This is a genomic window from Limnothrix sp. FACHB-881 (genome assembly GCF_014698135.1).
In the GTDB taxonomy this organism is placed as follows: domain Bacteria; phylum Cyanobacteriota; class Cyanobacteriia; order CACIAM-69d; family CACIAM-69d; genus CACIAM-69d.
The window spans coordinates 103,809-124,795 of sequence record NZ_JACJSN010000014.1 but is presented as its reverse complement, the minus strand read 5'-3'; the positions used below and the strand labels follow the sequence as shown (position 1 = coordinate 124,795).

General features: G+C 55.5%; 17 protein-coding genes. 4 read left to right on the top strand and 13 right to left on the bottom strand.

The genetic code is table 11. The annotated features are described in order from the left end of the window. The first annotated feature begins 76 nt into the window (after positions 1–76). Positions 77–1,612: a DEAD/DEAH box helicase gene (locus H6G52_RS13445; RefSeq protein WP_190528970.1), complete on the top strand. Its 1,536-nt coding sequence runs from the start codon at positions 77–79 to the stop codon at positions 1,610–1,612. Positions 1,613–1,734: 122 nt separating this feature from the next. Here H6G52_RS13445 and H6G52_RS13440 read toward each other — a convergent pair whose 3' ends face one another. The 5 genes from H6G52_RS13440 to H6G52_RS13420 all read right to left on the bottom strand — a co-directional run bounded on the left by H6G52_RS13440 (position 1,735) and on the right by H6G52_RS13420 (position 6,724). Beyond that, positions 1,735–3,153, bottom strand: a complete 1,419-nt coding sequence (locus H6G52_RS13440) for a tetratricopeptide repeat protein (protein WP_190528968.1) — start codon at positions 3,151–3,153, stop codon at positions 1,735–1,737. A gap of 19 nt (positions 3,154–3,172) precedes the next feature. Beyond that, on the bottom strand, positions 3,173–3,631 hold the full coding sequence (locus H6G52_RS13435) for a YbjN domain-containing protein (protein WP_099534564.1): 459 nt from the start codon (positions 3,629–3,631) through the stop codon (positions 3,173–3,175). A gap of 206 nt (positions 3,632–3,837) precedes the next feature. After that, complete coding sequence (locus H6G52_RS13430; protein WP_190528966.1) at positions 3,838–5,283, bottom strand: YdiU family protein; 1,446 nt, start codon at positions 5,281–5,283, stop codon at positions 3,838–3,840. A gap of 431 nt (positions 5,284–5,714) precedes the next feature. Continuing rightward, positions 5,715–6,158 (bottom strand): Rrf2 family transcriptional regulator, encoded by a 444-nt coding sequence (locus H6G52_RS13425; protein ID WP_099532115.1) that lies wholly within the window; start codon positions 6,156–6,158, stop codon positions 5,715–5,717. A gap of 317 nt (positions 6,159–6,475) precedes the next feature. Beyond that, positions 6,476–6,724 (bottom strand): hypothetical protein, encoded by a 249-nt coding sequence (locus H6G52_RS13420; RefSeq protein ID WP_190354740.1) that lies wholly within the window; start codon positions 6,722–6,724, stop codon positions 6,476–6,478. A 39-nt stretch (positions 6,725–6,763) separates the two neighbouring features. On the opposite strand from H6G52_RS13420, the gene H6G52_RS13415 reads away from it, so the two are divergent. After that, positions 6,764–7,147: an AbrB family transcriptional regulator gene (locus H6G52_RS13415; protein ID WP_099532113.1), complete on the top strand. Its 384-nt coding sequence runs from the start codon at positions 6,764–6,766 to the stop codon at positions 7,145–7,147. Between the two features lie 304 nt (positions 7,148–7,451). Here the strand turns inward: H6G52_RS13415 and H6G52_RS13410 are convergent, their stop codons facing one another. The 3 genes from H6G52_RS13410 to H6G52_RS13400 all read right to left on the bottom strand — a co-directional run bounded on the left by H6G52_RS13410 (position 7,452) and on the right by H6G52_RS13400 (position 12,583). Further along, positions 7,452–9,242, bottom strand: coding sequence for a hypothetical protein (locus H6G52_RS13410; protein WP_190528964.1), 1,791 nt, complete (start codon positions 9,240–9,242; stop codon positions 7,452–7,454). Between the two features lie 251 nt (positions 9,243–9,493). Beyond that, complete coding sequence (locus H6G52_RS13405) at positions 9,494–11,077, bottom strand: NAD(P)H-quinone oxidoreductase subunit N (RefSeq protein WP_099532111.1); 1,584 nt, start codon at positions 11,075–11,077, stop codon at positions 9,494–9,496. 363 nt (positions 11,078–11,440) lie between these two features. Then, entirely contained in the window at positions 11,441–12,583 is a 1,143-nt protein-coding gene (locus H6G52_RS13400; RefSeq protein ID WP_099532109.1) for a PP2C family protein-serine/threonine phosphatase, read from the bottom strand. A 718-nt stretch (positions 12,584–13,301) separates the two neighbouring features. Here H6G52_RS13400 and H6G52_RS13395 point away from each other — a divergent pair. Further along, positions 13,302–13,775: an ATP-binding protein gene (locus H6G52_RS13395; RefSeq protein WP_190528962.1), complete on the top strand. Its 474-nt coding sequence runs from the start codon at positions 13,302–13,304 to the stop codon at positions 13,773–13,775. A gap of 1 nt (position 13,776) precedes the next feature. Here H6G52_RS13395 and H6G52_RS13390 read toward each other — a convergent pair whose 3' ends face one another. The 3 genes from H6G52_RS13390 to smc form a co-directional block, all read right to left on the bottom strand. After that, a complete protein-coding gene (locus tag H6G52_RS13390; protein WP_242026377.1) occupies positions 13,777–14,370 on the bottom strand; it encodes a Uma2 family endonuclease in 594 nt (197 codons plus the stop codon). 3 nt (positions 14,371–14,373) lie between these two features. Next, a complete protein-coding gene (locus H6G52_RS13385; RefSeq protein ID WP_190528959.1) occupies positions 14,374–14,952 on the bottom strand; it encodes a Uma2 family endonuclease in 579 nt (192 codons plus the stop codon). Between the two features lie 277 nt (positions 14,953–15,229). Beyond that, on the bottom strand, positions 15,230–18,865 hold the full coding sequence (gene smc / locus H6G52_RS13380; protein WP_190528957.1) for a chromosome segregation protein SMC: 3,636 nt from the start codon (positions 18,863–18,865) through the stop codon (positions 15,230–15,232). A gap of 266 nt (positions 18,866–19,131) precedes the next feature. Here smc and H6G52_RS13375 point away from each other — a divergent pair, with 266 nt between their 5' ends. Continuing rightward, positions 19,132–19,950, top strand: a complete 819-nt coding sequence (locus tag H6G52_RS13375; protein ID WP_190528955.1) for a hypothetical protein — start codon at positions 19,132–19,134, stop codon at positions 19,948–19,950. A gap of 193 nt (positions 19,951–20,143) precedes the next feature. On the opposite strand, the gene H6G52_RS13370 is transcribed toward H6G52_RS13375, so the two are convergent. Beyond that, positions 20,144–20,554: a PIN domain-containing protein gene (locus tag H6G52_RS13370; RefSeq protein WP_190528953.1), complete on the bottom strand. Its 411-nt coding sequence runs from the start codon at positions 20,552–20,554 to the stop codon at positions 20,144–20,146. Next, positions 20,551–20,799, bottom strand: a complete 249-nt coding sequence (locus H6G52_RS13365) for a hypothetical protein (RefSeq protein WP_190528951.1) — start codon at positions 20,797–20,799, stop codon at positions 20,551–20,553. The genes H6G52_RS13370 and H6G52_RS13365 overlap by 4 nt, the downstream gene beginning before the upstream one ends. Positions 20,800–20,987 lie beyond the last annotated feature (188 nt).

The following is a 20,987-nucleotide window of genomic DNA, read 5'->3' as shown; positions in this document are numbered from 1 at the left end:
GGCTACCATTACTGCAATTTCATTTCTGTTCTATCAGATTCATCAGATCTATCAGATCCATCCGATTGCGCTGCCCATGGCTCGGTTGCCCCGCTTAAGTTTCGATCGCGGCACTCTGATTTTGCATCCACCGCCCAAGGGCCGCAGTTGGATTGAATGGGCCGTTTGGGACGATCGCATCGAAAAGTTTCGGATTCCGGCGCATCAATACCGATCGCTGGTGGAACGATTGCGGGCCGAGGCGATCGAGTTTCAGGACGAGGCCAAGGAATTTGCCCCCTTGGAACTGCAACCCCGGTTGCAAATGGAACCCTATCCCCACCAGCAAGAGGCTCTGGCGGCCTGGAAGCAGGCGGGCCGCCAAGGGGTGGTGGTGTTGCCAACGGCGGCGGGCAAAACCTACTTGGCCCAAATGGCCATGGTGGCTACGCCGCGCAGCACCTTGGTGATTGTGCCCACGCTGGACTTGATGCACCAGTGGTATGCCCATTGGTCGGCGGCGTTTCCCGATGTGGCGGTGGGGTTGTTGGGGGGTGGCTCGCGCGATCGAACGCCCCTGTTGGTGGCCACCTACGACAGCGCCGCCATCCATGCCGAAACCCTGGGCAATCAGTATGGCCTGTTGATTTTTGATGAATGTCATCACTTGCCCAGCCAGTTTTATCGGGCGATCGCCGACTGTTCGATCGCCCCATACCGCCTGGGGCTGACGGCCACGCCCGATCGGGCGGATGGTCGCCATGTGGACTTGGATGAGCTGATTGGGCCCGAGGTCTATCGCAAAGCACCGGAAGACTTGTCGGGCCAAGCCTTGGCCGATCACGAGGTGGTGCAAATTCGGGTGAACCTGGCCGATCGGGAGCGGGCCCGCTACGAGACCTTGATTCAAACCCGGAATCAATTTTTACGATCGCAGAAAATTAGCTTTGGCTCCTTGGACGGGTGGCAGCGGTTTATCCAGGTCTCTGCCCGATCGGCCGAAGGCCGCCGGGCCCTGTTGGCACACCACGAGGCCAAGGCGATCGCCCTCGGCACCGACGGTAAATTGCGCCTATTGGCGGATTTATTGGCTCAACATCACCCCGATCGAGTGTTGATTTTCACCAATGACAACGCCACGGTCTATCGAATTTCCCAGGAATTCTTGATCCCCGCCATCACCCACCAAACGCCGGTTAAGGAGCGCCACGAAATTCTGCAAAAGTTCAAACAGGGGGACTATTGCACGATCGTTGTGGCCAATGTGTTGGATGAAGGGGTGGATGTGCCCGATGCCAAGGTGGCGATTTTCCTGGCGGGCAGCGGTTCCACTCGACAGTTCATTCAGCGGTTGGGACGAATTTTGCGCAAGGGCAGTGAACCGGGCAAACGGGCCATCCTTTACGAGGTGGTGGCGGCGGACACGGTGGAGGAACGCACGAGCGATCGCCGCCGCCCCGCTGCCCAGTCGGCGGCCCCACCCGATCGCGCCAAGGGCCAACTCACCTTGCTGCCCAGTTCATCTTCCGGGCGATCGCCTCTGAAGGCCGCTGAGGCCAAACCGCGCTATGGATCTCGCCAGCCGCCGGAAACACCTGCGCCCGATCCCGATCCTGAAGAAGCTGAAAACTAACGGAGGGGACTTGCAAAGCACTGATCGTCCTCGGGGCAAACAGAGGGTATCTGCAAAGCGCCGATCGCCGTCGGGGCAAGGGGCTTAAGCCCCTTGTCTGCGTTTCGAGCTTGGTGTGGAATTTAGAGCGCGTTCCGCAATTCCCGCAATTGTTGCAACCCGGCTTGATCCTGCCGATCGCGGTAGATCACTTCCGCCGCCTGGAGATCGGCCCGCGCGGCCACCCGATCGCCCAAAGAACGATGGGCCCTGGCCCGATTCAACAGGGCGTTGGCATAGGCGGGCTGTAACCGCAGGGCCTCGGAATAGTCCGCGATCGCCCCGAGCCAATCGCGCATCCCGGCCCGAGCCAACCCCCTGGCGTGGAACGCTTCCGCATAGTCCACATTCACCCGCAGGGCCGCTGAATAGTCCGCGATCGCGGCTTCAAAGTTGCGCCGTTGATGATAAACCATCCCTCGGTTGACGTAGGCATTGGCATAGAGCGGATCGAGTTCGATCGCCCGGTTTAAGTCCGCCAGGGCCTCCCGAATTTGTCCCATTTGGAAGTAGCCTAACCCGCGTAGGTTATAGGCTTCGGCCACTTGGGGATCAACCGCGATCGCCTGGCCGTAGTCAGCCATGGCCCGGTTGCGATCACCCGCAATGTGGCGCAACAGGCCGCGCTTCACCCAGCCGCTGGCCTGTTGGGGCCGCAGGGTCACCACCCGATCCAAATCCGCCGCCGCACCCAGCCGATCGCCCCGATCAAACCGCAACACACCGCGATTAAACAGGGCTTCCGCCGATTGGGGATTCCGGTCGATCGCCGCGTCAAAATCCGCTAAGGCCGCGGCCCCATCGCCCCGTTGGCGGTGAACCGTTCCCCGGTTGATGTAGGCATTCACGTAGTTGGGATCGAGGGCGATCGCCCGATCGTAATCCGTCAAAGCCGCGGCCCAATTTTGCTGATCGCGATAGGCATTGCCCCGGTTGTAGTGAATGGTTGGGTCATCCTCTTTTTGACTCAGGGCCGCTGAATAGTCCGCGATCGCCCCGGCCAGGTCGCCCCGGGCCCGCCGCACCACCCCCCGATTCACCAGGGCGTTGGTCAACTGTGGATCCAAACGCAGGGCTTCGGTATAGTCCGCGATCGCCGCTTCCGCCGCCTGCAAGTTCCATTGGGCATTGCCCCGGTTGTAATAGAGCCAAGCCAGTTGGGCGGGGGGCAGTTGACCCGCCGGTTGCAATTCGATCGCCTTGGAAAAATCCGCCACCGCCCCGGCGAAGTCGCGATTACGGAGCCGTTCTTGGGCTCGGTTGGCAAAAAAGTCCGCAGATTCCTGACCAATCGCCCCTTCGGAGTTAGGGGGTTGGGCCACCCAGTGATCGGCGGACGGAGTCAAGTTGGGTTGTGGCAGCGACGGCGCGATCGCCCTGGCCGTTGTGGCTAAGCACAAACTCGCAACGGAGCCACTGATTAGGATGAGCCTTTTGCGCCATTGCCCTTTACGCCACCGTTCTTTGCGCCATTGCCCTTCGCACCATTGTTCTTGTCTCATCAATTTGGTCTCTTAAGCTTTAGGTCAAACTGGGCACGCGATCGACCGCCCGTTGACCGCCCCAGCGCGAGACGATCGCATCGTCATATTCATCTGCCAAGGACAAAACCGCCTGCACCGATGCTTCCAATTCCGGGCGATCGCACTCAGAACCCACGATCGCATGGTTTAGGAAAATATCACCATCGGCATCGATGCCAAAAGCCCCAAACAGCAACCGATCATTCTCACGTAACAGATAGTGCATCAGCTCCGGCGACAAATCCACATTGGTCACCACATAGGAGCGCGTGTTCACCACCGCATCATCATCCCCCCAGGGCAACACCTCCACCAACACACAGGCAGAACCGGCGGTGATGTAAGCCGTGGGATGGGGCGCTTCCATATCAATCACCACATCAGACCAAATCCCTTGGAGCCAGGGAAAGATTTTCTCGTAGCAGCTTTTTTGGGCTTCGGTTTTAAATGTCGCCATGCGGATCACCCCAAACCTATGTTGAAAAACAATCTCCTCAGCGGCAGATGATCCACCAGCGACTCCAGCAACTGTCCTGAATCACCAGGGTGGGAGCTTGCGGAATTGGGCCGGCTCGATCGGGCTGCAATATTGCCGTTTTAACAAAAATCCGGAACCGCCGTCCTGATGTGGCCAATCATTACAGCTTTTGCCGACTTGCGAGCCTACGCGCCGATCGCTTGCAGCAGTTCCGCGAAGGGTTGCCAATCGTCGGCCTGGTCGATCGCCTCCCAAACGCGCTCAATTTCTGGCCGGACGATCGTGACCAATGGGTTGGCCCGCTGGAGTTGGTCGGCCAAGGTAGCCAACTCCTGATCCGATTGTTGTTGCAAAATTCGCCCATAAACTTCACACCATTTTCCCCAATAGGCCAGGGTTTCCCCTTGGGGGTTGCTGTCAGCAGGGCCCACCCAAAAGGGGCGATCGCTGGCATAGTCTTCCGGGCGATCGCGCCAACTGGGGGAAAAATGGCTGCGCAGTTTAGCAAAGAAAGCGTGATAGGGCGTTTGGGAAACGGCTAAAAATTGCACCGTTGCCTCCACCAAATCATCCGCCTCCGCTTCTGCCAAATGCTCAAACCCCAGCCGGGCCGCCATTAACCGGCGATATTCTTGGGCATATTGCTCTGGAAATCGCTCCAGTCCAGCTTCCAGATCCGCCACCGGCATCACCATCCCCAACGGCCGCTGCAACAGCTCTAAATTCAGGCGACAAATGGTGGGCTGATTGCCATAGGCATAGCGGCCGTAATAGTCAAAATAGGCCGCCGTAAATCGCAAATCGTAAGTGGGAATGAAAGCATAGGGGCCATAGTCAAAACTCTGGCCCGTGATCAGCATATTGTCCGTGTTCAAAACCGCATGGCAGAACCCCGCCACCATCCATTGGGCACAAAGCCGCGCCACCCGCTCCACCAATTCGGCATAGAGCTTGGCTTGCCAATCCCGATCGCCCACCCAATGGCCATAGTAGGTTTCCAGCACATGGGCCAACAGGCGATCGATTAAATCAGGCCGCTTCAGATAGTGCAGTCGCTCAAATGTGCCAAATCGAATGTGGCTTGCTCCCATCCGCACAATCACGGACGATCGCGTGGGTGAGGGTTCATCACCTCGCCACAGCTTTTCGCCCGTTTCAATCAGTGACAAGGTGCGTGATGTGTTGACCCCCAACCGATCGAGCATCTCCGTTGCCAACACTTCCCGCACGCCACCCTTGAGGGTTAAGCGCCCATCGCCGTTGCGGGAATAGGGGGTTTGGCCAGATCCTTTCGTAGCCAAATCATAAAGAACGCCGTCTTGGCCTCGCACTTGGCCATATAAAAAACCCCGTCCATCGCCCAATCGTGGGTTATATTCCCCAAACTGATAGCCGTGGTAACGCATGGCCAGCAGCGGTTCCCGCCCGACAAATTGCCCAAAGGCCGCCACAAAATCATCGTCACGAACCGCCGCAGGATCTAGCCCCAGCTTCGGCAGCAGGTGATCGTTCCGAAAGCGCAGTTGATGCATCGGAAATTCAGCGGCCGCCACCGGGTCAAAATAATCGTCCCCCAGTGACTGAAAAGCGGGTTCGTAATCCAAACGCAGAAATGGATTGGTGGGGGTCATGGTTACCAATGGGAATCGGTTGGGAATAATTTAGAAAACTAATTTAAAAAATTAAATCGTAACTGTTTGGATCAATCTGGTGGATGATTCACACATTTGCGGTATTCTGGGGTGCGATTATTTGCGGAGTAGCCGCGCGAAGTCTGTTCGCAAGGCACGGTTTTGGGTGCTCACTGCGGGACGATTGACAACTCAAACAACCGCTGCGATTTTCCCAAAGCAGGGCAGGATTCACGAAAAAATCTTGCCATCTGGGGCCCCCAATTGCGGTGAGTTCAGGCCCAGCGCGATCGCCCATCTGGGCCAAGGCAACGGCCCGCAAAAGATCCTTCGATCGGGGCCAAGGGCGATCGCCACGCTGTTGAATTCTACAGTGGGAATGGGCTGGGATCGATCGAGCCGGCCAAGGGGTCTGGCAACCTTGAATCTTCCTAAATAATGAAATTACTGTCTTGGCCTTTAGCCGCCTGCCAACTGCGGGCATCAAAGTAAAGATCCTCTAGGGAAATTCGATCGAGCGCGTCACCAATTTTCTGAGCCAGCCGCTTCCAGAGCGATCGCATTACCCAATCTTCTGCCAAATCCGCACCCATCTCTTGCCCCAGCGCAGCGGTGAATGATTCGCCCACCGCCCGCAGAATTTCTCCCAAAAAAATTTCCTTAGGGTCGCGGGCCAGTTGATAGCCACCTCGAGTGCCCCGCAGCGACTCCACCAGCCCCGCCCGCCGCAGCTCAATGAGCAATTTTTCCAGATAGGGCATTGGAATATTTTGGCGCTGGGCAATGGCGCGGACAGGACAAGGGCCAAGACCGCGTTGCAAGGCGAGATCCAGCATCGCCTTGATGCTGTAGCGTCCGCGAGCGGTTAGCTTCATGGCTGGAACCATGACTCCCGATCGTACCGTTTTGCTCCCAGAACCGGTGCTAAATCGCCCCCAGTGCGCCGTTCTTGTGCCGCGAAGATTATCAAGATCATTCCTCAAGTTTGCTGCCGACCACGGTGCTTCGATGGTGCAAGAACGCCAGCATCGCCATCTGATCTTGCAAAATTCTGATGGTTAATCCCTCCTCAGACGAGAATAGGGATGTTTGGAGATCCTGTCAGCAGATCCACTGAATCAGACAATCATTGATTTTTTGAAAAAACCACTAGCGATTTAACACAAATCGTGTACCATGATGGAGCCTGATGCTAGCATGAAATTACCTTCTTGAAGTTTAAAAACACCGCTCGGCTTGGTTGGTGGAACTCATCTCCCCAATCTTCCGATTCAAGCAACTTGTCCCAGGGAATCTTTTGGGAATCGCTGGGATGTTCAAAGGCGTTTGCTGGCAAGAAGGAAGCTGTGGATCGGAACAATTCCGATTTGCAGCCATTGCCGCGATCATCTTCGCCTTTCGCCTGAGATCCGGCAAACGCTGTATCAGTGAATTCATTCATTACTCTCTAGATTGACCAGCCTGTTGGATTAAAACAGCAATGAGCAAGCGCAAAAAGACCGACCCGCAACCCCTGACCGGTGCCCAACTACTGGAAAAGGTCAAGGAACTGGAAAACGCCAGCAAGGAAGAAAAGGCGCGGGCCTGTGGTTACTACACCACGACCAAGGATGGCGTTGATCGCGTCAACATGATGAAGTTCTATAACGCGTTGATTGACGCGGAAGGGATTGAACTCGATAACAAAGCAAAGCCCAATGGTCGGGGTGGCCGCAGTGCAAGTTATCGGATTACGGTGCAGTCGAATGGCAATTTGTTGATTGGCTCGGCTTACACCAAGCAAATGGATCTGAAGCCGGGTGATGAGTTTGAAATTACCCTGGGCCGTAAGCATATTCACCTGAAACAGGTGGAAGGCAACTAAGCTCGAATCTGGTGGTTTCGGCTCATCATGATCGTGACGATTTCCATTGAGCATTGCGTGATCATGCAGTGCGCACGATCTGATTGCATGGTCAATGGGTGACCAATCGGTGATCAATCGGTAATCAGGAATGCTGACTGACAAGGGGCCAAGGCCCCTTGTTTTGTTTTGTGGGTGTTTGGCTGTGGAGCGATCGGGTTTTGAAGTTGGTGGCTGGTGACGGATTGGCTCTTTCGTTTCTCACATCGAGTGAACCAGGCGTGCGGCTCTGCGCCCGCTGGCGGATTCTATGGCGTGGAAATCGCTAGGTTCCAGCTTGGGCGATCGGGCAGGGGGTGCATTCCTGTTGGCGACGCTGCACGGCGGATTCATAGAAGGTTTCCAGGGCCCGCACACCGTGAATTTGGTCAAATATGCGGGCCGATCGCTGGGCGATTTCTAAGCGAAGATTTTGCCGCCAAGCCCGATCGCACCCTAACCCGATCGCCAAATCACAGTAGTCTTCGGGGGTTTGGGCAATGGTTTCCGTCAGCCCTAATTCCGTGAGGATGGCGGCGGCATGGCGACCGCGCATCAAGGCTCCGGGGAGGGTGACGACGGGGAGACCAGCGGCGATCGCCTCCAGGGCGCTGTTGCAACCGGACCAGTCGATCGAGTCGAGGAACACATCGGCCAGTTGGTTCAGTTGCCAGAATTGCGTTTGGGATTGGGGCGGCAGGATTGTGCAGTGGTCGGCAAAAGCGAGGCCGGCGGCCGCAAAGGCGGCCGCAAGGCGCTGGGCAAAGGGCGGGGCCGCTTCTGGAAAAGGGCTGGCCAGGAAAACGAGGCGCGATCGGGGAACCGCTTGGGCAATTTCCACCCAGAGCCGATCGGCTTGGGGCAAATACTTATACAACGATTGGCAACAGAGATAAACCACTTCGTCGTCAGCCAGGCCCAATTGGGCCCGATCGAGCTGAGGCTGGGGGGCGATCGGGGGGCGATCGTAGGCAATGCCCAATCCCGGTAAACAGATCAGGGTTTCGCTGTAGTGGGTTTCGGCTTGGGGCGGTTCCATCCGATCGCTTGAGAGGTAGTAGTCCACCGTGGGCAGGCCGGTGGTGACCGGATGGCCCCAGGTGGCACATTGGACAGGTGCAAACCGCCAACCCCCAATCAGATACATCACCGAATCCATACCCACATCCAGCATCACCGCCACATCGAGCTGATCTTGCCAGGCGGCCCGACAAAAGGCGGCATAGCGCTGGGGATTGAAGTCGTTGCCCGTTTCCCAAAAGGCAAATCGATCGCTCAGGCGGCGGGCTTCGTCTGTGGTGGCATCCCAGCGATTACCGGCATAGTAGCTATAGATTTCCAGTCGATCGCGATCGGCGTGGCGCAACCAACCCAGGTGGGTTTTCATCACGGAATGGTGATAAAAATGGCTGCTGAAATAGCCAATCCGCAATCGATCGCCTGAGGATCGCTCACGGGGCCGGCGGGGTTGCAAGGGGGCTAAATCAGGAAAAACCGTGGCTAAGGTTTGGCACACCCAAGCGCCATATTGTGCTTGCAAGGCCCGATCGTCCTGGCCCTGGTAGTTCAAATAGAACGGAACCCGCAGGGCGATCGCCTGGAGCGCCAACTGCATCAGGGCCGGGTGCGATCGCGTGAGGCCGATCAGCCGATCCAATCCTTGGGCATAGTTCGATCGCGCCTGCCAGAGGGCGGCCTCGGTTTCATAAATCGATGGCAGTTTTAACCACCCATCAAAGGCCGCCAGGGCCCCCGCATACCAAGTTTCTCGTTGGGGTTCCAGGGCCAAGGCTTTGCACCAGGCCTCGATCGCCCCGGCCACCTGGCCCGACTGCCGCAACAGTTCTCCCAAGGCCGCGTAGGGTTCGGCGGCCATCGGATTGGTCAAAATTTGCGATCGCCAATGGGCCCGATCGACCCCCATGGATCCCGGAGCAGCCGACGGATCAAGATTGGACGGTGGGGATGGGGTGGGCGAATCCATAACCATCAACGGGAACCAAAGGGGCGATCGCTGCAAAACAACCATGCCCCGATCGGGCGGCAGGCGCAATAGGCGTTCTGGGTCATGGCCCAAGATTTCAGCCCAATCAGCCTCAACCCAATACCGAAGAAATTGCCCAAATCATCACCCAGAAAACACATCACCCAGAAAACACATCACCCAGAAAACACCCAAAAATCATCAAAACATCGTCAAAAAAACCGCCAGATGTCTAGCATCCGGCGGCTTGTCGTTTGAAGTGCCATTAATCGGGAAAAACCATTGCCCGATTTGGGTTCCTCAATGTTGTCCAGAGTATTGTCCAGAATGTTACCCAGGCTGACCTAGGGTTCAAGGGTCGGAGCCAAGGACACCGCCCGATCGACCACCGGAGCCTTAGCCGTTGCCGCCGGTAACTTCAGCGAAGCTTGCAGCATCGGCGATTGGGTCACGGCATCATTGGCGATTGCAAACAGCGGATTCGACAAAATCCCCGCCAACGATGTGGCAATTACCGACAACACCAAGCCCACTTGCAAAGGACGCATCCCCGGGAGTTTCCAGCTAATGGCCGGGTAGTTCTTCACCGAATCGGACATTTCGTGCGGTTCCTTCACCACCATCATCTTCACCACACGAATGTAGTAGTAGATGGAAACCACGCTGGTGACCAAGCCCAACAGCACCAGGGTATACAGGCCCGCTTGCCAGCCCACCCAGAACAGGTAGATCTTGCCGAAGAAGCCAGCCAGGGGCGGAATGCCACCCAGGGACAGCAGCGACACACTCAGCCCCAAGGTCAACAGGGGATCTTTTTGGTAAAGCCCCGAGTATTCGCTGATCTCATCCGTGCCCGTGCGCAGGGAGAACAGAATCACGCAGGCGAAACCGCCCAGGTTCATGAACAAATAAACCAACAGGTAAAACACCATGCTGGCGTAGCCGTCGGCCGTGTTGGCCAACAGCCCGATCGTCACGAAGCCGGCCTGCCCGATCGAGGAATAAGCCAGCATCCGCTTCATGCTGGTTTGGGCCAGGGCCACCACGTTCCCCAGCACCATACTCAGAATAGCCAGGGCCGTGAACACAAAGTGCCATTGTTCCGACACCAGCGGGAACGCCGTCACCAACAGGCGAATGGCCAGGGCAAACCCAGCCGCCTTGGAACCCACGGACAAAAAGGCCACCACCGGAGTGGGCGAGCCTTCATACACGTCGGGAGTCCATTGGTGGAAGGGCACAGCCGAAATCTTGAAGGCAATCCCCGCGATCGCGAAGACCAGCGCCACCACAATCCCAATTTGGGGCGTGGTGGGGTTGCTGGCAATTCCGGCAGCGATTTCGCCCAAGCGGGTGTGGCCGCCCGAGAGGCCATAGAGCAACGAAGCGCCGTAGAGGAAGATGGCAGAGCTAGAAGCCCCAATCAGCAAATATTTGAGAGCCGCTTCGTTGGAGCGCGGATCCCGCTTCATGTATCCCGTCAACAAGTAGGACGCGATACTGAGGGTTTCCAACGCCACAAAAATCATCACCAACTCGTCAGCGCCCGACAGGAACATCCCGCCAACCGTTGCCGTGAGCAAAATGACGATGAATTCGCCCAGGGCCGTGCCGGTGGATTCCACATAGGCGATCGACATCAAGATTGTGATTGCCGACGACAGGGCGACGATTCCCCGGAAAACACTGCCCAGGGTGTCGTTGCTGAAGCCGCCCAGGAAGGAAACCGGGTCTTCCGGGTTCCACTGGAGCCACAGGGCCACCACGGATCCCAACAGACCGGCCACGGCCACATAAGGAGTCCAGCGCGATGCGGCCCGCCCGGACACGAGATCGATTAACAAGACTGCCAGGAGGGTCAAAATGACAATACCTTCTGGCAGGATTGCCCAAGCGTTGAGCTGTGAGGCAACGGTTGAGAAGTCCATAGGGAATTAAATCCGTTGAGCGCTTGAAACAATTGCCATTTCTAGGTTGCAGGGAAATGCGGCCTGCGTTCGGTTAACCATTTTAGGGGTTGGCGTGTGGATCGCTACGCGATCGCGCTGGATAGGCGATAACAATCCCCAAATGCCCCGATAACTAGCCAGTAATCGATCGCCCTTGGAGCATCACCCGATCGCCACCCGATCGCTCGGTTAGTGCATCTGAAAAACGGCCTTGGGTAGCCTCAAATGGCTTCAAGGGCTGCTGAAATTGCCTCAAGTGGCCAAAGCCGCTCCGCAATCTCCCCGCCATATCTCCACAAAAATCCCCAAAACTGCTCCCTACCTTCAGCATCTTCCCAGTCTTTAAGCAAATTGCAGCCGTAATAAGGAGAGGTCATCCTCAAAATAGCTGCGGCCACTATTAAAGTCCTGTACCCGATTCACGATTTGCTCCACGGCTCCCCGCTCAGGAACCGCCCAACATTCCCGCAGCACTTCCACGAAGGGATCCAGCCCCCAAACAGTACCATCGGGCATTCCCAGTTCGTAAATGCCATCGCTGAAGATGTAGAGCGTGCTGCCGGGTGGGACTTCGCAAAAGGCCTCGCTATATTTCGCTTCCGCAAACATGCCAACGGGCAGCCCCACCGTTCGGAGGCGTTGAGCCGTTGGTAACGATTCTTTGCTGGGCGAGAGCAAAATTCCGGGCGGATGGCCAGCGCTGGCATAGGCCAAGCTCCGGGTGCGGCGGCTGTAGACCCCATACCAAGCGGTGAAGTATTTGTCGTTGCGATCGTTCATTTGAAACGCGCCATTCAGGGCCCGCAACACCTCGCTGGGGCTGCCATAGTCTTGGATCGGGAGCGATCGGGAGCGCAGCAAATTCAACACTGACAACGAGGGCAGCGCCGCCTTCAGGCCATGGCCCGCCGCATCCACCAGATAAACCACGAGTCGATCGTCATCGAGCCAATAAAAATCGAAACAGTCACCCCCCAAGCGGCTGGATGGTTCAAATTTGGCCGAAATACCCACCGCGCCGTCCATGGGTGCGGGTAGCAGGGTTTTGACGTAATCGGCCGCTTCGGCCATTTCCTCTTCCAACAGCCGCTTTTGTTCCTTCAAGTCCTGATTCAGTTGATGTAGCCGCAGGCCCGCCCGCACCCGGGCCTTCAGTTCGTTCATCTCGATCGGCTTGGACAGGAAGTCATCGGCTCCGGCATCCAACCCCCTGACCCGATCGTCCACGGAGCCAAGGGAGGTCAACAAAATGAAGAACGTGGAGGATAAATTGGCCTCCAGCTTGACCCGCCGACAAACCTCAATGCCGTCCATCTTCGGCATCATCCAATCGCAAATGATCAGAGCGGGCTGCTGACTACAGGCCAACTCCAAACCAGCAACACCATCTTCTGCAACCAACACCTCATAGCCCTGTTTGGTCAGGGTGCGCTCTAGCAGGCGGCGGATGGTGGGATCGTCATCGATAATCAGCAGACGGAACATAGGTCAAGGCAGTGGTGGCAAGATGGAACAAGAGGAGCAACCCAAGTGTTGGTCAATTCAGGCGTGATGTCTGAGGCATGATGTCTTAAGCGTAATGTCGGCGTAAGATGCAGCCGTTGCACTGAAATGAACCGAGTGAATGAAAGAAGCCAGATGAAATGCACCGGATGAAATACGCCGTATCGCGTAAACAAATCAAATGGGGCAAATGAGGTCAATCGAATGGGGTCAATCAAATGACATCAGGCGAACCAAATTGAGCCGATGACAACGGGATCGCGCCGAGTCCGATCGGCCCTTGATGTAGATGAGCACCGAGCGTGGGCACCAGGGATGAGCTTCGATGGGGATTGCCGCCATTCCAGCCGAATAGTCCGGAAGGGTTGAGCCATCCTCCGAAGCAAGTTAGCCTGGGGAGTAATGCGTGATCCTTCACGAATTGTCCCTGGGATTGGCGGCTGAGGGTTGAGTCGGCTGGGCCTGGGCCACAACGTGCAACGGGTTGCGATCGCGCCCCGAAACGGACGAGTCTCGGTCACGGGAATTCCGCCCTGGCTGGAGTAGGAATCGTGAGCTATCAGTGGAGTACCTGGAATGGTACGGACTACGGCTGATTTTGGCACAATGCCTTGGATGGCGTGGCTAAAATTCAGGGTTGAGACTGAAGGCCTGAGAATTCCGAACGCTTTGCTTGAACGCGCCGCAGAGGTTGGATGCTTTGACTCCCAGCGTAAACCAAACGATTCGACTTCGCATTGCTAGCGATTTGGCGGTGCTCGATCGCGTTTTGAACTGGTTTGACACGCTCGATCGCCCCCACGTGCCTCGTACTGTGTGGCTCCAATGCCTCTCGGTGCTGGCGGAGGTTTTCACGAATGCGGTGCGCCATGCCCATCGCCAACACCCTTGCGACACGCCGATCGACCTGGAGGCAGAACTCACGGCCACAGCCTTGACGTTGCGCCTTTGGGATCATGGGGAACCGTTTGACTTGCGGCAGGCGGTGTTGGAACGGGGGCAAACTCCCGAACCCCCAGAAACTCTTGATATTGAGAAGCTCAGCGGTGGCGGACGGGGCTTGACCATTCTGAATCGGGTGGCCGATCGCCTGAGCTATGATCCCCAGCCGGATGGTCGCAACTTGTTGGAATTTGTGAAATATTTTGAACCGGTGCTCCCGATCGCGGATTGAATCAAGCCTCGCCGCCAAACTCAATTGCTTCGTACAAATCCGCAAGCGGCAATTCCACCGACACCGCATCCAACAGCACCCGATTGCTCAATTGCCCATATTCACTGAACAGCCACTGCTGATCCCCCGTTCGGGCATAGAGTTCCACATGGGGCTGATATTGATCAATTAACAAATAGTTTTGCAAGCTCGCAATCGTCCGATAGGCGGCAAATTTTTCAGTGCGATCGTAAGCCGCTGTTGATTTGGAAAGTACCTCAGCAATCAGGATCGGATTCATTACCGTATCGGTGCGATCGGGCTTCCGCTCGATGGGTCGCTTTGCCACCATCACATCAGGATAGGTATATAAATTTGGCTCCGGAATCCACAGCCGCTGATCCGCCACAAAAATGCTGTATCCCTGGCCTTTTAAAGCGATTCTGAGCAGAGCATTCAAGACACTCGCAATTTCGTTATGCTCCGGTGTACCCCCTGTCATTGGAACAACTACCCCATTGCGATATTCATTGCGAGTTTCAGCCAAAACTTCTTGGGCTAAATAATCATCAGCGGTAATGATTGCAGGTTCCGGTAATAGGGCGATTGGCATCATTCACTAAAACTCCAGCGCTTCATAGAGGTCAGAGAGATTTACTGTTACCGTAAGTGGATCGAGCAACACCCGATCGCTCAATTGCCCATATTCACTGAACAGCCACTGCTGATCCCCCGTTCGGGCATAGAGTTCCACATGGGGCTGATATTGATCAATTAACAGATAGTTTTGCAGACTCGCGATCGTGCGGTAGGCGGCGAATTTTTCAGTGCGATCGTAAGCCGCTGTTGATTTGGAAAGTACCTCAGCAATCAGGATCGGATTCATTACCGTATCGGTGCGATCGGGCTTCCGCTCGATGGGTCGCTTTGCCACCATCACATCAGGATAGGTATATAAATTTGGCTCCGGAATCCACAGCCGCTGATCCGCCACAAAAATGCTGTATCCCTGGCCTTTTAAAGCGATTCTGAGCAGAGCATTCAAGACACTCGCAATTTCGTTATGCTCCGGTGTACCCCCTGTCATTGGAACAACTACCCCATTGCGATATTCATTGCGAGTTTCAGCCAAAACTTCTTGGGCTAAATAATCATCAGCGGTAATGATTGCAGGTTCCGGTAATAGGGCGATCGACATGGCAAACCTCCTAGAAGATTGCTGGGGGTATTGACCCAATGACCTCAATCGAGTTGTTTGCTCCAAACCCAAAAGAGGGAGAGCAGATCCCCCTCTTCATTTATTTTATGGTGCAAATTTGGGCAAGCGATCGCGCTGAGTCTTCAGGAGTCGATCGCGCATGATTCTGGCGACTGCAACCGGCGCGATCACATTTCGATCATTTAAGTGACTTATTGCCTATCGTTACGTAATTTGTGCGATTTTTAGGTGATCGCCCGTCAGGATGAGAGTTTTGTTACAACACCACGCCCAGGACTTGGGTTTGCGCGCCTCGGGCTTGGGTCACACCAATCACCCGATCGGACGCTTCAATGGTGGGACGGCGCAAACTAACCACAATGAACTGCGCTTCGGCGGCCTGTTGTTTTACCATTTTGGCCAGGCGCTCCACGTTCGACCCATCCAGGAACATATCCACCTCGTCAAAGGCATAGAACGGCGAGGGGCGGTAGCGCTGAAGGGCAAAAATGAAACTGAGGGCCGTCAAGGATTTTTCGCCGCCGGACATCGAAGCCAGCCGCTGCACCGGTTTGCCTTTGGGGTGGGCCACCAGGTTGAGGCCGCTTTCTAGGGGGTTTTCGGGATCATCCAGTTGCAAGCGGCCGTCGCCTTGGGATAGCTCGGCAAAGATGATTTGAAAGTTGCGATCGACCGCATCAAAGGCCTCATAAAATGCCTGTTGGCGCAGAGTGGTGAAATTTTCCACCCGCAACAACAATTCCGTGCGCTCCTGCTCGATCGTCGCCAGCTTTTCACTCAGTTGATTCAGCCGGCCTTGCACTTGATCGTATTCTTCCAGGGCCAGCATATTCACCGGCTCCAGACTTTCCAATCGGCGCTGCAAAGTGCGAATCGTTTGATCCAGTTGCTCGCGGTGGGCGGCCAATTCAGCGGGATCACTGGGCAGGGGTTCCGAGTCGGGCGGTAGATCGGGCCGATCGCCCTCAGCTCGGTTTTCCAACTCTTGCAATTCCGCTTGCTGTTGTTGTTGGGTTTCTTGGAGCCGATCGCGCTGAAATTCCAGGGTTTGGAGCGCTTGGCGTTGACGATTCAGCACTGTTTCTTGGCGATCGCGCTGTTGTTTGGTTTCGCCAAGGGTGGTTTCCAAAGCCGCAATTTGCCCTTGTAGATTGGCGATCGCTTGATCCAATTCCGTTTGGGTTTGCTGAAGCTGTTGGAGCCGATCGCCCGCTGTGGTGAGCTGATCTGTGGCTTGGGCGATTTGTTGCGCCAGTTGTTGGCGCTGTTGGCTGAGGCGATCGACTTCGCGGGCTTGGTCGGCATGCTGGGCTTGGGCCGATCGCAAATTGTCCGCCAATTGTGAGAGCACCGATTCCCGATCGCGAATTTCCGTTTGGGCCTCGCTCCATTGGCTGTGGGCGGGCGAGTCCTCCAGTTGGGCGATCGCCTGGCGCAGGTTGGCCAACTGGCGCTCGGCGGCCGGCAAGGCCCGATCGAGCTGGGCCAAGCGTTCCCGGCTGGTGGTCAGTTCCTGGGTTAGGCGATCGCGCTGTTGGGCCAGGCGATCTCGCTGGCCCGTGGTGGCCGTCAGGGCCGCTTGCAGTTGCTCCAGTTGCCGTTGGGCATCGCGGCGGGCCTGGCGCAAATCGTTCAGGGTTTGGGTGTGGCGCTGGCTGTCCAGTTGAGCCTGGGCGATCGCCCCATCACAACGGCCCAACACCCGATCAATATCCCGCAGCCGATCGCGCAGTTCCGCCGCCGCCTTCGCCTCCTCCGTCAGTTCGCCGCCGCCAAACCGAAGGCCGCCCCGGGACTTTTGCATACTGCCGCCGGTCATCGCCCCGCTGGTCTCCAGCAACTCCCCATCCAGCGTCACGATCCGATGGCGACCCAGGAGCGATCGAGCCTGATCCAACCGCTCAAACACCACCGTCCCGCCAAACACATACTCAAAAATGTTCCGGTAGCGATCGTCAAAATCCACCAGGTTGACCGCATAATCCAGCCAACCCGCCACCGCCGCCCGACCCCGAGCCATGGCTGCCGACTCGCCGCCGCCACCGCCGCGAATTTTGTTCAGGGGCAAGAAGGTGACACGCCCGGCCCGCTCCCGTTTCAGGATTTCGATCGCCGCCGCCGCCACCGCATCATCTTCCACCACCAAATGGCCCAGCCGCGCCCCGGCCGCAATCTCCAAGGCCACCTGATAGGGCGGTTCCACCTGCCCCAAATTGGCCACCAGGCCGCAAATGCCCGGTAAGTCACTTTGCAGCAGCAATTGCACCCCAAACGTGCCTTGGGCTTCCCGTTGGGCCTGGGTTTGGGCTTCCAGTTTGTCCAGTTGCCGTTGCACTTGTCGCTGCTCGTCCTGCAAGCGGCTGCGGGTTTTCTGTTGGAGCTGCAATTCCTGCTCGGCGGCGGCCAACTGTTCGGCAGCCGTTTGGATTTGGGGTTCCAAGCTGCGGGTTTGCCGATCGACCGTTTGGAATTCTCGATCGTGCTCATTGAGGCGATCGCCCGCCCGCTCCCATTCCGTGGCGATTTCCGCCAACTGGGTTTCGATTTGCTTCAGCCGCTCCTGCAAGGTGGCCCGCTCCGTGCGCTGGGGATCGATCGACGCTTGGATCGTCTCCAACTGGTGGCGCAAGTCCGTTTGCTGTTGCACCCAAGCCTGGGACGCTTCCGCCAACTCCGCCGCCTCAGCCCGGGCCCGGTTCAGGTTGGCCGCCGCCCGATCGTGGGCCTGTTGCAATTCCTCCAGGCGCTCTTGCAATTCCGGCCCGGTGGCGGCCAAGGCGGCCTCGGTGCAATCGACCTCCGCCACCTCCGCCGTTAACCGGGCGATCGTCTGTTGTTGGGTTTGCTGCTGGTGGGTCAGCTCCGTTTGTTGGCGTTGCACCTGATCCCGTTGGGCCCGGTGGGTGGCTAGCTCCGTTTGCAGGGCAATTTGTTCCGACTCCCCCAGGGATTTCACCATTTGGTTCAGCCGCTCCAGTTCCGCCGCCTGGGTTTCGACTGTCGCCCGTTCCACCACCAGGCGATCGGCTAACTGCGCCAAATCCTGTTCCCGCTGGGCGATCGATTGGCGCAGTTGCTCCACCTTCGACTGTTCCAGCAGCCAATCCACCACCGCCAAGCGCCCTTGCTGGCCCTGCATTTCCTGGCGAATTTGTTGATATTTCAGAGCCTTGGTGCGGTCTTTGGCCAGGCGATCGCACTGAATTTGCAACTCCTGCTCCAAAATGCGGCAGCGATCTTCGCGCTCCTTCACCTCTTCGAGGGTTTGCTTGGTTTGGATAATTTTGCGATCGAAGTTGGCCACCCCCGCCAGCTCATCAACAATCTGCCGCCGCTCCCGGGGGTTCATGGAAATGATGCTGGTCACGTCCCCTTGCAGCACCACGTTGTAGCCTTCGGGATAGATCCGCAGCTTCGAGAGGGATTGGTGCAACTCGCTGAGGGTACAGGGTTCGCCGCCAATGTAGTAGTTGGAGGTGTAGGTTCCCTGTTGGGTGACGCGCAGTTTGCGGGTGACAGTCCATTCACTGAGGGGCTGGCCGTCGGCATCGCGCAAACCGGGCAAGTCTTCGGCGGCTTCGGCGGAAACGGTGGCCAGCAGGGCGGCTTCTTCGCTCAGATCAAAGGTGACAGTAACGGCAGCTTCCACGGTCGATCGCTTGCCTTTGCCTTGGCCCTTGCCCATTTGTCCCTGGTTCACCAAGTCGGGCAGGCGATCGGCGCGCATTCCTTTGGAGGAGGAGAGGCCGAGGGCAAACAGCAGCGCATCGAGAATGTTGGATTTACCGGAACCGTTGGGGCCCGAAACCACGGTGAATCCGGGCAGCAAGGGAACTCGCGTCGTGCCGCCAAAGGATTTGAAGTTCGTGATTTCAACTTGCTTGATATACAACGGGCCGGCGACCGCTCACGGGGCGGGTTACAGGGACGAGGAAGACGGAAACAGCGTTCCACCGCGCTATCTTACCCAAAACTCTCGCGAAACGGCGATCGGCTCACGATCAAGAGCCTTAGCTACTACCATCGTATAGGGATACTGAATAACCCTGAGGTAAAGTAGAGTTAGGCCATGCCCATGGCTCAACAGCAATTTTCTTAGAGTCTGCTGGATTCCTCAAAAACAATACTGCATAGCCCGTAAAGCGGAAAAACACAAATATGACTTGTATTGAAATCACTGCTCCAAAGGAAGATTTAGAAGAGTTGCGCTTGTTAAGTGAACAAGCTTTTAGAGATGCCAAAAACCAGGCAAGAATCAAGATTTATCATGTTGTTCAAGATTCTCAAGAAGCTACTAATTGGGGACTGTCTCCGGCGACGCTTCAAGTCTTTTGCAGTAGCGTATCAACAATTGTTATGGTTGTAAATCTCTTCATCACTATCCAAGAGAAAAAAAAGAAATTACCTGATGTTGATCTTGATTCTCAACGAAGAATCAAGATCAACACAAGTAATGGTCGAGAATTGAATTTAACAATGTCAGGGGGCATAACAGAAGAAGAAATTGAGTCTTGTCAAAATTCAATTCGAGATCTAATTGATGATTTTTTGTCTATTAAGGATGGGCAAAATTTGAGAAACTTGGGAACCTCTGAAATAGCAAAAATAAATTCCTTGTTCAAAGACTTGGAAGACAGACTTCTTGACATCAGAATATTGTCATCTTTTGTCCAAAAAACTAATAACAAGACGATTTGCTCGTCTGTTTTTGAGAAAATAAGTTTAATTGAAGCAATTAAAATAAGTGCCAAAGAAACTTTCTATTTGAGAGTTGATGATGTCAGGCAATGTGATCATATTTTTTATGTCTTAGAAAGAGAGGATATTTTAGGCTTCTACAAGGACAGCACAGATATTCGCATTATTCCAGTGGAGAATGAATTTATTGGCTTTGTAGGCTTTACTATAGACATGCTTCCACTATTTATAAAAATCAAAGACAATGAAAATTTTTATCTATTCGATCAATTTAGATGATCGGAAAATATTGCGGCATTCAAACATGCAAAACGAGAATTGAAAGTAATAAAAAGACTGTAGGGTGGGCAGTGCCCACCACTCTCCCACAAACGGAATCAACTTCAGGATCAGGGCTTATTACCTTGGGTGCGATCGCGTTGCTTTAGTGGTCGTTGGTGGGCATTGCCCACCCTACAGCTACTACTACAAACTAAGGCAAAATAACTGGAATTTCTAGACGGTTGAAGCGTCGATAGATTTGAAAATCACTATCCAGGGTCATAACTGTACTGTTCGGACGTTGCTCTGATAAACAAACTAAGCAAGCATCCGCTAGAGACATAGGCACAGAATGGTATTGACGCATCAACTCGATAACCCTAGCCTGACTGTTTTGAAGCGAGAAATCAACCCTTAGTAATCCCCGCTCAATCCACTGAAGCATCATCTCTCGACCACAATTGGTACGCCCGAGCAGAAACCAAGATTCCGTAAGAACGGGTTCACAGGTAATCAGGGGAGATGGCAGTTGCCTAAGCTGTTTTGTCGCCCAGTCATGGTGATGGTCACGCCGGTTAATGACGGCAACCAAGGGGCCGGTGTCAATTAAAACCTCTTTCACTCGCGCCCCATGCCTTCTAGATAGTCGGGATTTGTCGAGAGATCACTTGGCCCTTCAGCACTGCCAATTAGAGAACCCGCGAGATCAAACACTGAAGGAGAAGGCTCTGAACGGCTGAGGAGCGGGGTGACTTGCGATCGCTCGGCCAATAGCAAGTTGATGAATTGAATCACCAGTTGTTGGAGCGCCTGGGGAAGCTGGCGAAACTGGTTTAGGAGGGTTTGCTCGATCGGGCTGGGAGTCATGGGGCGATTACTGGTGAGACTATGACCATTTTATGAGGATGAATCAATTTGTTTTTCAAGACTCGATCGCCCCGTTGAATCAAAACTCTGATTGCAAACGCTCAGGCAACGTGATCGCCCAATCAAAAAATAGTGGACGGAGCGATCGCTTTCTGTTCCTCCACATGGGTTGGCGCTGAGGAAGTGGC

Excerpts from the sequence above, each read along its gene's own strand:
- H6G52_RS13385 (WP_190528959.1), bottom strand. The coding sequence starts at position 14,952 with ATGTCGATCGCCCTATTACCGGAACCTGCAATCATTACCGCTGATGAT.
- H6G52_RS13365 (WP_190528951.1), bottom strand. The coding sequence starts at position 20,799 with ATGACTCCCAGCCCGATCGAGCAAACCCTCCTAAACCAGTTTCGCCAG.
- H6G52_RS13375 (WP_190528955.1), top strand. The coding sequence starts at position 19,132 with ATGACTTGTATTGAAATCACTGCTCCAAAGGAAGATTTAGAAGAGTTG.
- H6G52_RS13425 (WP_099532115.1), bottom strand. The coding sequence starts at position 6,158 with ATGAAGCTAACCGCTCGCGGACGCTACAGCATCAAGGCGATGCTGGAT.
- H6G52_RS13430 (WP_190528966.1), bottom strand. The coding sequence starts at position 5,283 with ATGACCCCCACCAATCCATTTCTGCGTTTGGATTACGAACCCGCTTTT.
- H6G52_RS13415 (WP_099532113.1), top strand. The coding sequence starts at position 6,764 with ATGAGCAAGCGCAAAAAGACCGACCCGCAACCCCTGACCGGTGCCCAA.
- H6G52_RS13435 (WP_099534564.1), bottom strand. The coding sequence starts at position 3,631 with ATGGCGACATTTAAAACCGAAGCCCAAAAAAGCTGCTACGAGAAAATC.
- H6G52_RS13445 (WP_190528970.1), top strand. The coding sequence starts at position 77 with ATGGCTCGGTTGCCCCGCTTAAGTTTCGATCGCGGCACTCTGATTTTG.
- H6G52_RS13400 (WP_099532109.1), bottom strand. The coding sequence starts at position 12,583 with ATGTTCCGTCTGCTGATTATCGATGACGATCCCACCATCCGCCGCCTG.
- H6G52_RS13390 (WP_242026377.1), bottom strand. The coding sequence starts at position 14,370 with ATGATGCCAATCGCCCTATTACCGGAACCTGCAATCATTACCGCTGAT.
- H6G52_RS13420 (WP_190354740.1), bottom strand. The coding sequence starts at position 6,724 with ATGAATGAATTCACTGATACAGCGTTTGCCGGATCTCAGGCGAAAGGC.
- H6G52_RS13405 (WP_099532111.1), bottom strand. The coding sequence starts at position 11,077 with ATGGACTTCTCAACCGTTGCCTCACAGCTCAACGCTTGGGCAATCCTG.
- H6G52_RS13440 (WP_190528968.1), bottom strand. The coding sequence starts at position 3,153 with ATGAGACAAGAACAATGGTGCGAAGGGCAATGGCGCAAAGAACGGTGG.